This window comes from Mycobacterium sp., assembly GCF_044223235.1.
Taxonomy (GTDB): domain Bacteria; phylum Actinomycetota; class Actinomycetes; order Mycobacteriales; family Mycobacteriaceae; genus Mycobacterium.
The window spans coordinates 21,475-34,113 of record NZ_JBGAME010000014.1 but is presented as its reverse complement, the minus strand read 5'-3'; the positions used below and the strand labels follow the sequence as shown (position 1 = coordinate 34,113).

At 68.4% G+C, this 12,639-nt stretch carries 13 protein-coding genes and 2 pseudogenes; 8 read left to right on the top strand and 7 right to left on the bottom strand.

Annotation, left to right across the window (positions count from 1 at the left end):
• Position 1 precedes the first annotated feature (1 nt).
• Positions 2 to 688, bottom strand: coding sequence for a hypothetical protein (locus ADBZ6K_RS16955; RefSeq protein WP_526348719.1), 687 nt, complete (start codon positions 686 to 688; stop codon positions 2 to 4).
• A 237-nt stretch (positions 689 to 925) separates the two neighbouring features.
• Between ADBZ6K_RS16955 and ADBZ6K_RS16950 the strand changes: the two genes are divergently transcribed.
• Both ADBZ6K_RS16950 and ADBZ6K_RS16945 read left to right on the top strand, forming a co-directional pair.
• Positions 926 to 2,860 (top strand): primary-amine oxidase, encoded by a 1,935-nt coding sequence (locus ADBZ6K_RS16950; protein ID WP_526348717.1) that lies wholly within the window; start codon positions 926 to 928, stop codon positions 2,858 to 2,860.
• Positions 2,861 to 2,943: 83 nt separating this feature from the next.
• Positions 2,944 to 3,270: a YnfA family protein gene (locus ADBZ6K_RS16945; protein WP_526348873.1), complete on the top strand. Its 327-nt coding sequence runs from the start codon at positions 2,944 to 2,946 to the stop codon at positions 3,268 to 3,270.
• 11 nt (positions 3,271 to 3,281) lie between these two features.
• Here the strand turns inward: ADBZ6K_RS16945 and ADBZ6K_RS16940 are convergent.
• Both ADBZ6K_RS16940 and ADBZ6K_RS16935 read right to left on the bottom strand, forming a co-directional pair.
• Positions 3,282 to 4,020, bottom strand: a pseudogene (locus ADBZ6K_RS16940) (SCO6745 family protein).
• An 8-nt stretch (positions 4,021 to 4,028) separates the two neighbouring features.
• Positions 4,029 to 4,745 carry a FadR/GntR family transcriptional regulator gene (locus ADBZ6K_RS16935; RefSeq protein ID WP_526348715.1) on the bottom strand — a complete coding sequence of 239 codons (717 nt, stop codon included), beginning with the start codon at positions 4,743 to 4,745 and terminating at the stop codon, positions 4,029 to 4,031.
• A gap of 124 nt (positions 4,746 to 4,869) precedes the next feature.
• Between ADBZ6K_RS16935 and ADBZ6K_RS16930 the strand changes: the two genes are divergently transcribed.
• Both ADBZ6K_RS16930 and ADBZ6K_RS16925 read left to right on the top strand, forming a co-directional pair.
• On the top strand, positions 4,870 to 5,379 hold the full coding sequence (locus ADBZ6K_RS16930) for a gluconokinase (protein ID WP_526348713.1): 510 nt from the start codon (positions 4,870 to 4,872) through the stop codon (positions 5,377 to 5,379).
• Entirely contained in the window at positions 5,376 to 6,848 is a 1,473-nt protein-coding gene (locus ADBZ6K_RS16925; RefSeq protein ID WP_526348711.1) for a GntP family permease, read from the top strand. Before ADBZ6K_RS16930 ends, ADBZ6K_RS16925 begins: the two co-directional genes overlap by 4 nt.
• 50 nt (positions 6,849 to 6,898) lie before the next feature.
• Here ADBZ6K_RS16925 and ADBZ6K_RS16920 read toward each other — a convergent pair whose 3' ends face one another.
• The 3 genes and pseudogenes from ADBZ6K_RS16920 to ADBZ6K_RS16910 form a co-directional block, all read right to left on the bottom strand.
• Positions 6,899 to 7,390, bottom strand: a complete 492-nt coding sequence (locus ADBZ6K_RS16920) for an RDD family protein (protein WP_526348709.1) — start codon at positions 7,388 to 7,390, stop codon at positions 6,899 to 6,901.
• 77 nt (positions 7,391 to 7,467) lie between these two features.
• A complete protein-coding gene (locus ADBZ6K_RS16915; protein WP_526348707.1) occupies positions 7,468 to 8,337 on the bottom strand; it encodes a DoxX family membrane protein in 870 nt (289 codons plus the stop codon).
• Between the two features lie 38 nt (positions 8,338 to 8,375).
• Positions 8,376 to 8,881: pseudogene (locus ADBZ6K_RS16910) on the bottom strand (DUF6328 family protein).
• A gap of 123 nt (positions 8,882 to 9,004) precedes the next feature.
• Between ADBZ6K_RS16910 and xylB the strand changes: the two are divergent.
• The 4 genes from xylB (at position 9,005) to ADBZ6K_RS16890 (ending at position 11,669) form a co-directional block, all read left to right on the top strand.
• Entirely contained in the window at positions 9,005 to 10,402 is a 1,398-nt protein-coding gene (gene xylB / locus ADBZ6K_RS16905) for a xylulokinase (RefSeq protein ID WP_526348705.1), read from the top strand.
• Positions 10,399 to 11,118, top strand: a complete 720-nt coding sequence (locus ADBZ6K_RS16900; RefSeq protein ID WP_526348703.1) for an MBL fold metallo-hydrolase — start codon at positions 10,399 to 10,401, stop codon at positions 11,116 to 11,118. The genes xylB and ADBZ6K_RS16900 overlap by 4 nt, the downstream gene beginning before the upstream one ends.
• Before the next feature lie 100 nt (positions 11,119 to 11,218).
• Positions 11,219 to 11,449, top strand: a complete 231-nt coding sequence (locus ADBZ6K_RS16895) for a DUF6400 family protein (protein WP_526348701.1) — start codon at positions 11,219 to 11,221, stop codon at positions 11,447 to 11,449.
• Positions 11,436 to 11,669 (top strand): hypothetical protein, encoded by a 234-nt coding sequence (locus tag ADBZ6K_RS16890; protein ID WP_526348699.1) that lies wholly within the window; start codon positions 11,436 to 11,438, stop codon positions 11,667 to 11,669. Before ADBZ6K_RS16895 ends, ADBZ6K_RS16890 begins: the two co-directional genes overlap by 14 nt.
• Before the next feature lie 10 nt (positions 11,670 to 11,679).
• Here the strand turns inward: ADBZ6K_RS16890 and ADBZ6K_RS16885 are convergent, their stop codons facing one another.
• A complete protein-coding gene (locus ADBZ6K_RS16885) occupies positions 11,680 to 12,606 on the bottom strand; it encodes a LysR family transcriptional regulator (RefSeq protein WP_526348697.1) in 927 nt (308 codons plus the stop codon).
• Positions 12,607 to 12,639 lie beyond the last annotated feature (33 nt).

Sequence of the window (12,639 nt, the reverse complement as noted above, 5' to 3'; positions counted from 1 at the left end):
TTCAGCAGCTGAACTTGACGCCGACGTCGGCCGGCGGCGTGACGCGCCGAAGACAGCCGAACGGTTCGATGCCCTCGGCAGAGAAACGCGCCGCGGACTGGTGCGCATAGTTCACGCAAACCGCGGCGGCGGATTCGGTGCGGCAGCGGTAGTCGCCGAAACTCAGTGTGCGCCCCTGCGGCACCAACGGGCCCGTGCCGCGGGTGAAACGGCCGGGATCGCCGTGCACGGAGCCGATTTCCAGAGTCTGGCCCGGGAAATCCACCCAGCCGCCGACCCACTCGCCGTAGACCTCCGCCGGCTGCGCTGGCGGCTCGGTGAGATCGACCAGGCAGGCCAGCGCACCCCCGCTTCGCGCGTCGGTCATGCAGTTGACCGAAGACCCCGCCGGTGTGGTGAACGCGACGTCCTCACCCAACTGTGTGGCCTGGCCGTCGCGGGTCGCGGTGCGGTACGCACCGGCATCCACGGGACTGCCCGCCTCGATCCAGTCGATGACCTCGGCGATGGGCGCTCCGGCACGCGGAGATTCCGACTTGGCACCGGGATCAGCAGGCGCCGCGGGAGCGTGTCCGGCCAGGCTCGAGGAGGGCGCGTTTGCCGGAGCGGCGCGCTCCGAATCGCCCACCACCCACTGTGAGCAGCCCGTCACCAGCACAGACGCCGCGACCATCACAGCAATCCGCATACGGTCAGGCTATCGGCCCGGCGCGCCATCGGTGGGCAGGCGCGGCCGGGCCGTCCGCATCGCCACCGGTGTTCGACAGGGACAGCCGTGTCGAGAGCGACCCGGATTCGCGGCGCAGGCAGGCGTGGGAGGTTTCACTCTCACCGTCAGATAGCCAACGTCCGATAGCGCTGTGCGTGATCCGCAAAAAGCCGAAGAATGCCTGCGCAACTTCGGCGGATGTGATTGCGTAATCGCGTGAAACATCCATTGGATCCGCTGTCGGGTGACGAGTTCAGCAACGTGGCCGCGCTCCTGCGGCGTGATCGGGGTGTCGGCGACGGCTGGCGCATCGCGTGCATCGAGATGCTCGAGCCTGCGAAGTCCGACATCGCCGCGTTCGACGCGGGCGGGCCACGCCCACCGCGCAAGGCTCTGGTGCTGTGCCTGGACCGCTCGAAGAATGCGACCTACCGGTCGGTGGTGTCGCTGACCGACGACCGCATCGAGTCTTTCGAGCACATCCCCGGCGTGCAGGTGAACTTCACCGTCGACGAGTTCCACGAATGCGACGAGGCGCTGCGCAAGCACCCCGATGTGATCGCCGCGCTGGCCAAGCGCGGGATCACCGACCTGGATCTGGTGTTCATGGACACCTGGACCTACGGCAATGCGGTGGCGCCGCCCGAGTACCGCGACCGGCGCATCGGCTGGTCCGACACGTGGGTGAAGAAGGAACCGGGCGCCAACCCCTACGCCCATCCGGTGAGCGGGCTGCACTGCGTCATCGACCTGAACACCATGGAACTGCTCAGCATCGAGGACAGCGGGCCGTTCTCCGACGGCGGCGCCACCTCGCCCGACGTGATGGGCGAGTATGTGCCCAAACATATTCCGGAGCGGATCAAGGCCGGCTGGCGACGCGATCCGCTCACCCCGCTGGACATCGTGCAGTCCGACGGGCCGTCGTTCACCCTTGACGGCAACCTGTTGCGCTGGCAGAACTGGTCGCTGCGGCTGGGATTCAACCACCGCGAAGGTATGACGCTGCACACCGTCAGCTACCGCGACGGCGAACGCGATCGTCCGATCGCCTACCGGATGTCGTTCGCCGAGATGATGGTTCCGTATCGCGACTCGTCCGTGGACCATTACCGCCGCACGGCCTTCGACATCGGTGAGTGGGGCCTCGGGTTCATGACGACGTCACTGGAGCTGGGCTGCGACTGCCTCGGCGAGATCCGCTACGTCGACGCCACTCTGCATGACAGCAAAGGTGAGCCGTACACCATCCGCAACGCGATCTGCATCCACGAGGAGGACAACGCGATCCTGTGGAAACACGTCGACGCCGACATCGGGGCCGAGGTGCGGCGCATGCGCAGGCTGACCGTCTCGTCGCACGTCACCGTCGCGAACTACGAGTACCTGGTGTACTGGCGGTTCTATCAGGACGGCAACATCGAGTGCGAGGTGCGCGCCACCGGGATCATGGTGACCACGCCGTTGGCGCCGGGACAGCCCAATCCGAACGGGACGCTGGTCGACGAACGCACCTACGCTCCCTACCATCAGCACTTCCTGGTGGCCCGGCTGGACCTCGACGTCGACGGCACCGACAACACGGTCTACATGTCCGAGTCCTTCGCCGAACCGATGGGGCCGGACAATCCCTATGGCCTGTCGGTCGTTCAGCGCAGCGTGCCGCTGCGGACCGAGTCCGAAGGCATGCAGGACATGAACTACGAAACCCAGCGGGGCTGGAAGGTGGTCAACACCAACGTCACCAACGGCCTGGGCACCCATCCGGCCTACAAGCTGGTGCCCGGTGGCGCGTTCCCGGCGATGTTCGACCCTGCGTCCCCAGTCTTCCAGCGCGCCACCGTCATCGGTCACACACTGTGGGTCACCCCGAACCATGCCGAGGAACGCTGGCCGGCGGGGGAGTTCGTCAACCAGTCAGCCACCGACACCGGGCTGGGGGCGTGGACCAAGGCCGACCGCTCGATCGACAACACCGACGTTGTGCTGTGGTACGTGTTCGGCATCCACCACATCACCCGGCCGGAGGAGTGGCCGGTGATGCCGGTCGACGTCGTCTCGTTCTGGCTTAAGCCTTTCGGTTTCTTCGACCGCAATCCGTCGCTGGACGTGGCCGCCAGCCCGCCTTCCTCGTGCCACATGACCCCCTGACACCCGCGATTTCGGCGCGGTTATCGACGCTCACCGTCGGTAACCGCGCCGAAATCGCTCGGGCGCGGCACGCTTGCAGCGTGATGGTGCTCAAGTCGATAGCGCTGTTCGTCCTCGCCGCGGTGCTCGAGATCGGTGGCGCCTGGCTGGTGTGGCAGGGGGTGCGCGAACACCGCGGCTGGATCTGGGTCGGCGCGGGCATCATGTCCCTTGGCGCGTACGGGTTCGTCGCCGCGTTTCAGCCCGACGCCCATTTCGGCAGGGTGCTCGCCGCCTACGGCGGTGTGTTCGTCGCGGGTTCGCTGGTGTGGGGGATGGTAGCCGACGGCTTTCGGCCCGACCGCTGGGATGTGGCGGGGGCGACGGTGTCTCTCCTCGGTGTCGGGCTGATCATGTACGCGCCCCGCTGAGGTGTGACCGGTCAGGACAGGTGCGCGGCGTCGTCGTCGAGCTCGTCGCGCCGGAGGCCCATCGGGGTGGCGGCGGGGATGTCGCCCGCGGCGACAACGGCCCGGGTCAGCGGCGTGAGCGCCCTGAACAGCGTGTCGACCTCGGCGTCGTCGAGGGCATCGAGGGCGCGCAGGGCCGGCGCGTCGGTGGTGTCCTCGATGTGGTTTTTCAGGTCCCAGCCTGCCGTCGTCAGCTCTCCGCCGGCGTCGAGCAGTCCCCGCCGCCGCAGCCGTTCGGTGTGGTCGGCCCACTGGTCGTCGTCGTAGTCGCGGCTGCGCATGATCATCTCCCGCGGCACCCGGCCCGCCGCGGCGTGCAGGACGTTGCAGTCGCGTCCGCTGACCCCCTCGGCGGTCAGCGCGGCCACATGCCCGTCGCCGCGCTGTTCGCGAAGCAGCGTCGCCGCGTGCCACAGCACCGCCACCGCGGAATGCTCCCGGCAGTCCAGCAGCCGCTGCGGGTCGGTCAGCTGCCAGACGGCGGGCAGGGCCTTGGCCACCCGTTCGGGTGTCAAGTTTTAGAAGATCGCGGCTACGACCTCGGCGGGCACCACGCCAAGCGGTGCCGAGCGGGCGGCGAAATACCCCGTCCAGAACCCGCGCAAGCCCAGGCCGTCGAGCGCCGCGGGGCTCCGGAGCGAAATAGGTGATGGCATGGATCGGCTCGAACCGGTCGAACAGCCGTCGTGCGAGGACGGGTTTTCTGGCCATCGACACAGCTAACCATCGCCGGTGAGCTCCTCGGCGACCGCCGCTGAGGCCTCGTCGATGATCGCCCGCATGGCGCGTTCGGCGGCAGCGGGGTCACCGGTGCGGATGGCCCGGGCGACCTCGTCGTGCAGTTCGATGGCGGCGGGGTTGGGGGTCGCGGGCATCATGCCGTGGTGGGTGCGGCCCGACAACACCTCGGCGACGACGCCGTTGAGCGCCCGGAACATCTCGTTGCCGCTGGCTTCCAGGAGAGTTCGGTGAAATACCTTGTCCGCCAACAGGTATGCGTCTAGATTGCCAGACCGGCCGTGCACCGACATGTCCGAGACGGCGGCGGCGAGGACCCGGCAGTGGTGGGGGTCGGCGCGACGCGCGGCCAGGGCGGCCGCGGCTGGTTCGAATCCGCGCCGAAGTTCCGACAGCGATTCCAGCTGCGCGGCCCGGTCGCCGGCGTCGAGCCGCCAGCGGATCAGCCTCGGGTCGAAGACATTCCAGTTCGCCGGGGGCTGGATCGTGATCCCGACCCTGCGCCTCGACAGCGCCATGCCCATCGATTCGAGGACCCGCACCGCCTCACGGGCCACGCTTCGTGACACCCCGTGTTCGGCGCTGACTCCCTCGAGCGTGATGACCTGTCCCGCCTGATACAGGCCGGAGACGATCCCGGTTCCCAGCGCGTCGAGCAGGTTGTCATGCAGGGCGCCGCCGTTTGGTAGCGAATCCACCGATACATCCTGCCATAGGTTTGCTGGGATGAGTTAAAAGCATATGAATCAAGTTTCTGGTTGCAATCGTCTGACTTTTAATGCATGCTTTGTGACGTCAAGCACATGAATGTAGGGAGAGGCGATGGCGTCACCAATCGTGGTCATGGGAGTTTCGGGGTCCGGGAAATCGACCGTCGGCGCAGCGCTCGCACAGCGCCTCGGCGTTCCATTCGCCGACGCCGACGACCTTCATCCAGAGGCGAACATCGCCAAGATGTCGGCGGGGCTGCCCCTCGACGACGACGACCGCTACCCCTGGCTGGAAACCATCGGGGAGTGGTTGGCCAAACATGACGAGGGCGGCGTGATGAGCTGCTCGGCCCTCAAACGCAAGTACCGTGACCAGCTCCGCAGGCATCGGCCGGACGTGGAATTCCTGCATCTGAGTGGGTCGCTGGCGGTCATCGGACGGCGCCAGGCCAGCAGGCCCGGGCACTTCATGCCCGAGTCGCTGCTGGCCTCGCAGTTCCAGACCCTTGAGCCGTTGCAACCCGATGAGCGCGGCGTGAGCATCGACGTCGGCCAGGAGATCGATTCCATCATCGACAGCTACGTCGGGTCGCTGTCCACCGAAGAACAGGAGAACCGATGAACACAACACTGGCCGTCTTGGCGGCCGATGCGGAACTACCCGAGCCGGTGGCAGGCGGCTGGCAACTGGTGCTTGCCGCACTCGCCGGGATCGCGCTCATCGTCGTGCTGATCACCATCACGAAGCTGCATCCGTTTCTCGCGCTCATCTTCGGTGCGCTGACGGTCGGCATCGTCGCGGGGGTGAACATCAGCGACGTCCTCGGGTCGTTCAGCGACGGATTCGGTACCACCGCCGCAGGCGTCGGCATCCTGATCGCCCTCGGCGCAATGTTCGCCAAGCTGCTCGCCGACTCCGGCGGTGCCGACGAGATCGTCGACACCATCGTCGGACACTCCTCTCCACGCGCGCTGCCGTGGGCCATGGCGTTGGTGGGCGCCATCATCGGCCTGCCGATGTTCTTCGAGATCGGCCTTGTGCTGCTGATGCCGGTGATCTACCTGGTGGCCCGGCGATCGGGTCTGTCGTTGATCACAGTGGGTATCCCCGCGCTGGCCGGGTTGTCCGCGATGCACGGCCTGGTTCCGCCGCATCCCGGCCCGCTGACCGCGATCGACCTGCTGCACGCAGACCTGGGCGTGACCCTGGCCATGGGCGTCGCCGTCGCCATCCCGACCGTCGTCATCGCCGGGCCGTTGTTCGGACGCCTCGCCGGCCGCTGGGTGGTCCTCGACGTGCCGGACCGGTTTGACGCCGACGACTTCACACCGGGCCCGGGTGGCGGCGGTGGCGGCGCCAGGGCCGAGCAGGGCGGCGGGGTCGGCACCAGCCTGCAGACCGCCGCAAACACCCAGCGAGTGCGGCCGAGCTTCGCGGTCACCATGTTCAGCGTCCTGCTGCCCGTAGCACTGATGATGGGCAAGGCGCTGGTCGACATCTTCATCGACGACAAGGGCAACCTGGTGCGCCAGACCTTCGACACCCTCGGCCGTCCCCTGATGGCGCTGCTGATCGCGGTGGTGGTCGGCATCTTCACCCTCGGCCGCGGCGCGGCGATGACCCGCGATCAGATCGTCAAATGCATCGAGACCTCGCTGCCGCCGGTCGCGGGCATCATCCTCATCGTTGCCGCAGGCGGCGGCTTCAAGCAGGTGCTGGTCGACAGCGGCATCGGCACGCTGCTCGCGGACTGGGCCAAGGGCGCCAACGTCTCGGTGATCCTGCTGGCCTGGGTGCTGGCGGTGCTCATCCGGCTGGCCACGGGGTCGGCGACGGTGGCCACCATCACCGCTTCCTCACTGATGCTGGGGCTGGTGGACGGTATGAGCACGGGCCAGGTCTCACTGGTGGTGCTCGCCGTCGGTGCCGGTTCGCTGTTCTTCTCCCACGTCAACGATGCCGGGTTCTGGCTGGTGAAGGAGTTCTTCGGGATGTCGGTGGGTCAGACCATCAAGTCCTGGTCGTTGATGGAGACCATCCTGTCGGTGTCGGGCCTGGTGTTCGTGCTGCTACTGGGCCTCGTCATCTGACGCGTGGTCTGAAATCGGGCCCTAATCGCCCGACCCGGGAACGCAGGTCGTCAAACCTTGGCGACCTGCGTTCCTCCTGCGAGCTCGTCGTGCTTGCCCTGCTTGGTCGGGCTGCCGCTGATCGTCACCGCGATCACGATGATGGCGACGAAGGCGAGCAGGCCGCCCACGAAGGGAATGATCGGCAGCAGCGTCCATGCATTGCGAATCGCGGACTGCTGGGCCGTCGGTTTGCTGGCGCCCGCGGGGCCGAGCACCCGCAGACCCAGCAGCTTCTTACCGGGCGTCCAACCCTGGGTGATCTCGAAGACCAAGAAGTACACGAACGTGAGCAGTCCGGTGAACAACCCGGTGACCCAGATGTTGGACAACGTGTCGGTAAAGAACGCGAGAAAGAACCCGGCGATGCCGACGATCATCCCGTCGATGAACCGCGCGAAGAACCGAGACAGCAGACCCCCCGGGCGCAGACCGGCCGGTTGGTTACCGCCCGGATAGCCATACGGTTGATCGCCATACGGTTGATAGTTGCCGAATGTCATCGGTTTGTGCTCCCTGGCCGCAAGGACGTATGCCGCCAATCTACCGGCAGCCGGGGAGTGCGGGTTCGACGTCGCGATCAGCGGCCCCAGCGCCGCTTGGCCTGATCGCGGGCGGTGTCGGCGAATTCGCCCGCGCGTTCGCGTGCCGCGTCGGCCAAGTCGGCCGCCGCCCCGGCCAACTCGACCCGGCGACCCCGGGCGGCGTCGGCGAATTCGGGCCCGCGTTCACGGGCGACGTCGGCGAGTTCCGCGCCTCGTTCCCGAGCCACTTCGGCGAGTTCCGCGCCACGCTCCCTGGCCACTTCGGCGAATTCTGCGCCGCGTTCACGGGCGGCGTCGGCGAATTCGGCGCCGCGTTCACGGGCGACGTGAGCCAGCTCCCTGCCACGTTCGGCGCCGGCATGCAGGCCGTGACCAAGCTTGTCGGCGAGCGCGCTGTCGGCGAGCGCCCCACCCGCGGCGGCCCCGCCGGGCAGTGCGGCCGCGACCGCCTCGGTCATCTTGTGTGCCGCGCGGCGGCCGCGCCAGCCCAGGGACGGCTTTCCCTCGGTGTCGACCGCTGCGATGAGCAGACCGCCGATGAGGCTCACATCGGTCAGGAAGGCGCGCCGCTCGTCTACCCGGCGCTGCGGATCACTCTGGTTCCAGAACTGGTGTCCGCCAAGGCTTCCGGGAACCACGCTCAACGCCAGCGCGGCCGAGGCCACCCGGGGCAACCTGCCGGAGGCGAGTAGCAGCCCGCCGCCGATCTGTACGGCCCCGTTGACCCTGGCCACCAGCTCGGCGTTGGACGGGACGCCGGGCCCCACCGGTTCGGGCAGCTTTGCCAGGGTTTCGAGGGTGGGCCGGGTTGCGTCCGCGGCGGATTTCGGACTGCGCAGGGCTTCCACGCCGCGCCCGATGAAGACAGCCGACAGCATGGGGCGCGCGATTCGTCGGATCAACATGGATCCTATGTTCCCGCACTTGGCACCGTGCAAACGCGTTACCGGCCAAACCTGCTGAGCCTTTCCCGAATCGGGAGGATGAACCACAGGGCCGTCAGCGCCAGCAGGGTGCACCCGCCGGCGGTCCATGCCTGAACCGGACCCAGCACCGCATCGAAGACGACGATGGCGGCGCCGGAGAGCGTCAAACCCATCAGCAGCAGGCCGACGAGGGCGTACGCGTGCGAGGTGGCCACCAGGGCATCAAGCTGGTGCTGGCGGAACAACACGCGGTGCATGCTGACGGGAGCGACCAGCATCACCGTCGAGCCGATGGAGCAGGCGACGGTCACTAGATACACGACCCGGGTGACGTGGCTCAGTTCGGTGAACCTCTGCTGAAACGGCAGCGTCAGGAGAAACCGGTGAGCACCTGCACACCCGTCTGCGCCACCCGGAGCTCCTGCAGCAGGCTCGCCCAATGGCGGTCCAGCCGTTCGGTTTCCGTTTCCGCCCGGCCCGGGTCGCGATCGTCGTCCTCATCTGCCTGACGCTCGCCGTCCATCCGCCGATCCTCTCACCGTGTATGCCCGTGATTTGGCCGATGAGAATGACGCCGCGTCGGCCGGATCTATGGACCACCGCCCGTGACTACGCTGGATAGTTCAGCACAACCGAGGAGGTCGCGTTGGCGCTCGTTGCGGGAGTCGACTCATCCACGCAGTCGTGCAAGGTCCTGATCTGCGATGCGGACAGCGGGAAGATCGTGCGGTCGGCGTCGGCGCCGCACCCCGCGGGAACCGAGGTTGCGCCGCGGCTGTGGTGGGACGCGTTACAGGCCGCTATTGCGGGCGCGGGCGGGCTCGACGATGTCGCAGCGGTCTCGGTCGGCGCCCAGCAGCATGGCATGGTGTGCCTGGACGCGAGTGGGGCAGTGGTGCGAGATGCCTTGCTGTGGAATGACACTCGCTCCGGCGATGCGGCCAGCGAACTCATCGCGGAGCTCGGCGGTGCCGCCGAGTGGGCCAACCGCATCGGGGTCGTCCCGGTCGCGTCGATCACCGCGACGAAGCTGCGTTGGCTGGCCGACAACGAACCGGAGCATGCGGACGCGACGGCGGCGGTGTGCCTACCGCACGACTGGCTGGCGTGGCGGCTGACCGGTTCGACGGACGTCGGCGAGCTGCGCACCGACCGAAGCGATGCCAGCGGCACGGGATACTTCTCGTCGGAGACCGACACCTACCAATCCGACCTGCTGGAACTGGCGATGCGCGGACGCAGCCCTGCGTTGCCCCACGTGCTGGGCCCGCACGAGGTGGCCGGGCAGACGCCGGGCGGGGTGCTGCTCGGCCCCGGCGCGGGCGACAACGCCGGGGCCGCCCTCGGCCTCGGCGCGGTGGCGGGCGATTGTGTGGTGTCGCTGGGCACGTCGGGAGTGGTGAGCGCGGTCGGCACGGCGGCCCCGCATGACCCCGAAGGGCTGGTCGCCGGGTTCGCCGACGCCACCGGACGGCAGCTGCCGCTGGTGTGCACGCTCAACGGCGCGCCGGTGCTTGCCGCCGTCGCAGGCCTGCTGCGGGTGGATTTCGACGAACTTGACCGGCTTGCGCTGCAGGCCCCTGCGGGGGCACAGGGCGTGACGGTGGTGCCCTACTTCGAAGGGGAGCGCTCACCGAACCTGCCGGGCGCGGCGGGCGCCTTCCAGGGGCTGACCACGCGAAATCTCACTGCCGCGAACGTGGCCCGCGCGGCCGTCGAAGGCCTGGTCGCTTCGCTGGCTTACTGCATCGACAAGATCTCGGCGCAGGGAGTCGATGTCGAGCGGATCATCCTGGTAGGCGGCGGCGCGCGGTCGGAAGCGATAAGGCGGATCGCGCCCGCGTTGTGGGGCAGGCCGGTGCATGTGCCGACCCCAGCGGAGTATGTCGCGCTCGGCGCCGCACGGCAGGCGGCATGGGTTCTGGCGCAAGGGGATTCGCCGCCGGAATGGACATTCGGCCTGACAGCGACCTACGACGCCCCAGCCACCCCGCAGGTCATCGAGCAATACCACGCCGCCCGGTCGCTGACACTCGGGCAGTGACCGCGGGCTGGGAGCGCCTGGGCCCGGGCGTGTTCCGGCGCCGCCTGCCGTTTCTCGACGTCACAGTCGGGGTGGTCGTCGGCTCGACGGGCACCCTGCTGGTCGACGCGGGCACCACGCTGACCGAGGCGCGCGTGATCCGGCGCGGCATCGCCGCCCTCACCCCACGGCCGGTCACCCACGTGCTGCTGACCCACGCACACTTCGACCACGTCCTGGGCAGTTCGGCGTTCCCCGGCGCGGCGATTTACGCCGCACCGCAGGTTGCGGCCGCCATGTCCGCGGGCGCCGAGCACCTGCGTATCGATGCCATCCGGTACGGGGCGTCCGCCGCCGAGGTCGACCGAGCCATCGCCGCACTGCGCCAACCGGACCATCAGATTCGCGACGCAGAGGTCGATCTCGGCGACCGGGTCGTGCGGATCAGCCACCCCGGGCCCGGTCACACCGATCACGACTTGATCGCCCTCGTCGCCGGCGGGGCCGGCGGGGTTGGCGGGGCCGGTGACCGAAACATCGTGTTCTGCGGTGATCTGGTCGAGGAGTCCGCCGATCCGGCGATCGGCACCGATTCCGACGTCGCCGGCTGGGTCGCCGCGCTGGATCGGGTGCTCGACGCGGGCGGCGACGACGCCGTCTTCGTCCCCGGCCACGGCGCGGCCGTCGGCGCCGCTTTTGTGCGTGGTCAGCAGCGGTGGCTGCGTGACCGGCTGTGACGAACATCTAGCCGGGATTGTGACCCGCGTCATTGCGAAGTTGGCTTCAAAAGGCAAGCCTTGCCTATCTGTTTGCATCACGATCGGGGATCCACCGACCATGGCTGAGCACGACTTCGCATATGACCTGACGCTCGATGAAGCCCGGCGCCGCACCGCGGTCCTGGAGGCGATCGGCGCGGACTGGGATCCCGGCGCCGTCCTCGCCGAGGAGGAACGGGCGTACGACATGCTCTACTCCAACCTCGACGCCGAGCAGCAGCGCGTGTACGACGAGCTGGTCAGTGCCGGTGTCCTACCGGAGCGGGCGGTGGACCGTGTTGCCGATTGACCCCACCGCCGACCGGGCCCGGCGCGCCTGGCTGCCCTGCCCGGCATGTGAACACCACCGCGGCTGCGGCGACTGCGCGGACCGTCGCAACTGCGCCACGCATTGGCAGTACCTGCTGAGCAACCGCGGAACCGTCGTGCACCTGCAGTGCCCCAACTGCACCTACCTGTGGTCGACAGATACGCACAAGCGCAAGCGCCGCAGCTGGCGCGCGGCCTGACCCGCCTTCGCTAGGGAACCGGGCGCGGCCATATGCGCCGCGGCGGCGGCGCACCCGGCGGGGGGCGCAACCGGTCAAGCACCACACGCAGCGGCGGCCATCTGGACCGCCCCTTGCGGGTTACCGCGTAGGCGGTCAGCACAGGGCTGGCATTGGCGATCGGCAGCACCTCGACACCGCTGCTCGTCGGCCGGTCCAGGGGCAGCAGGCCGACGCCGTACCCGGCCACGATCAGATCCTCCACCAGATCCAGGCTGTCGATCTGATGGGCGATCCGCGGTGAGAACCCGGCCATCGCGGCCAGCGTGCGCACCGCATCCTCATCGGCGGTGTTGCGTGAATTGACGATCCAGGTCCAGTCGGCGAACGACTCCACCGACACTGGCCCGTCGGCCGCGCCGGCCGGGACACCGGCCGGGACACCGAGGCCCCACGGTACCGACCACAGCGCCACCGTCTCGAGCACCGGACCAGGGGAGGCAGGCGCCAGGTTGTAGTCGTAGGTCAGGGCCAGATCGAGATCGTCGTCGGTGAGTTGTGCGAACGCCTCGATGGGTTCGTACTCGCTGATCACCAGGTCGACGCGGGGGTACTGCTCGGCCAGCGCGGCGACGTTGGCCAGCAGCGAGACCCGGATGCCCGTCGCGAACCCCCCGACCCGCACCGTCCCCGCGGGTTCGGCATATGGATCGAGATCGAGGCGCGCGGCATCGACCGCGGCCAGGATCGTCACGGCGTGATCGGCCAGGCGGCGTCCCGCCGGGGTGAGCCGCACCCGGCGGCCCTCCGGCTCGATGAGCTGGGCACCGGTTTCCTTGGCCAGCGCCGCGATCTGCTGCGACACCGTAGACGTGGTCAGGTGATACGCCTCGGCGACCGCGCGCATCGACCCTAGCCGCGAGAGTGCCAGCAACAGGTCCAGGCGGCGGGTGTCCATCGCATGATTGTGCAGTCAAATGCGACGGTGGGG

Bases quoted from the DNA above. Each gene is read 5' to 3' on its own strand.
- ADBZ6K_RS16895 (WP_526348701.1), top strand. From the start codon at position 11,219: ATGGCTGAGCACGACTTCGCATATGACCTGACGCTCGATGAAGCCCGG.
- ADBZ6K_RS16925 (WP_526348711.1), top strand. From the start codon at position 5,376: ATGAACACAACACTGGCCGTCTTGGCGGCCGATGCGGAACTACCCGAG.
- ADBZ6K_RS16885 (WP_526348697.1), bottom strand. From the start codon at position 12,606: ATGGACACCCGCCGCCTGGACCTGTTGCTGGCACTCTCGCGGCTAGGG.
- ADBZ6K_RS16945 (WP_526348873.1), top strand. From the start codon at position 2,944: ATGGTGCTCAAGTCGATAGCGCTGTTCGTCCTCGCCGCGGTGCTCGAG.
- ADBZ6K_RS16930 (WP_526348713.1), top strand. From the start codon at position 4,870: ATGGCGTCACCAATCGTGGTCATGGGAGTTTCGGGGTCCGGGAAATCG.
- ADBZ6K_RS16915 (WP_526348707.1), bottom strand. From the start codon at position 8,337: ATGTTGATCCGACGAATCGCGCGCCCCATGCTGTCGGCTGTCTTCATC.
- ADBZ6K_RS16920 (WP_526348709.1), bottom strand. From the start codon at position 7,390: ATGACATTCGGCAACTATCAACCGTATGGCGATCAACCGTATGGCTAT.
- ADBZ6K_RS16955 (WP_526348719.1), bottom strand. From the start codon at position 688: ATGCGGATTGCTGTGATGGTCGCGGCGTCTGTGCTGGTGACGGGCTGC.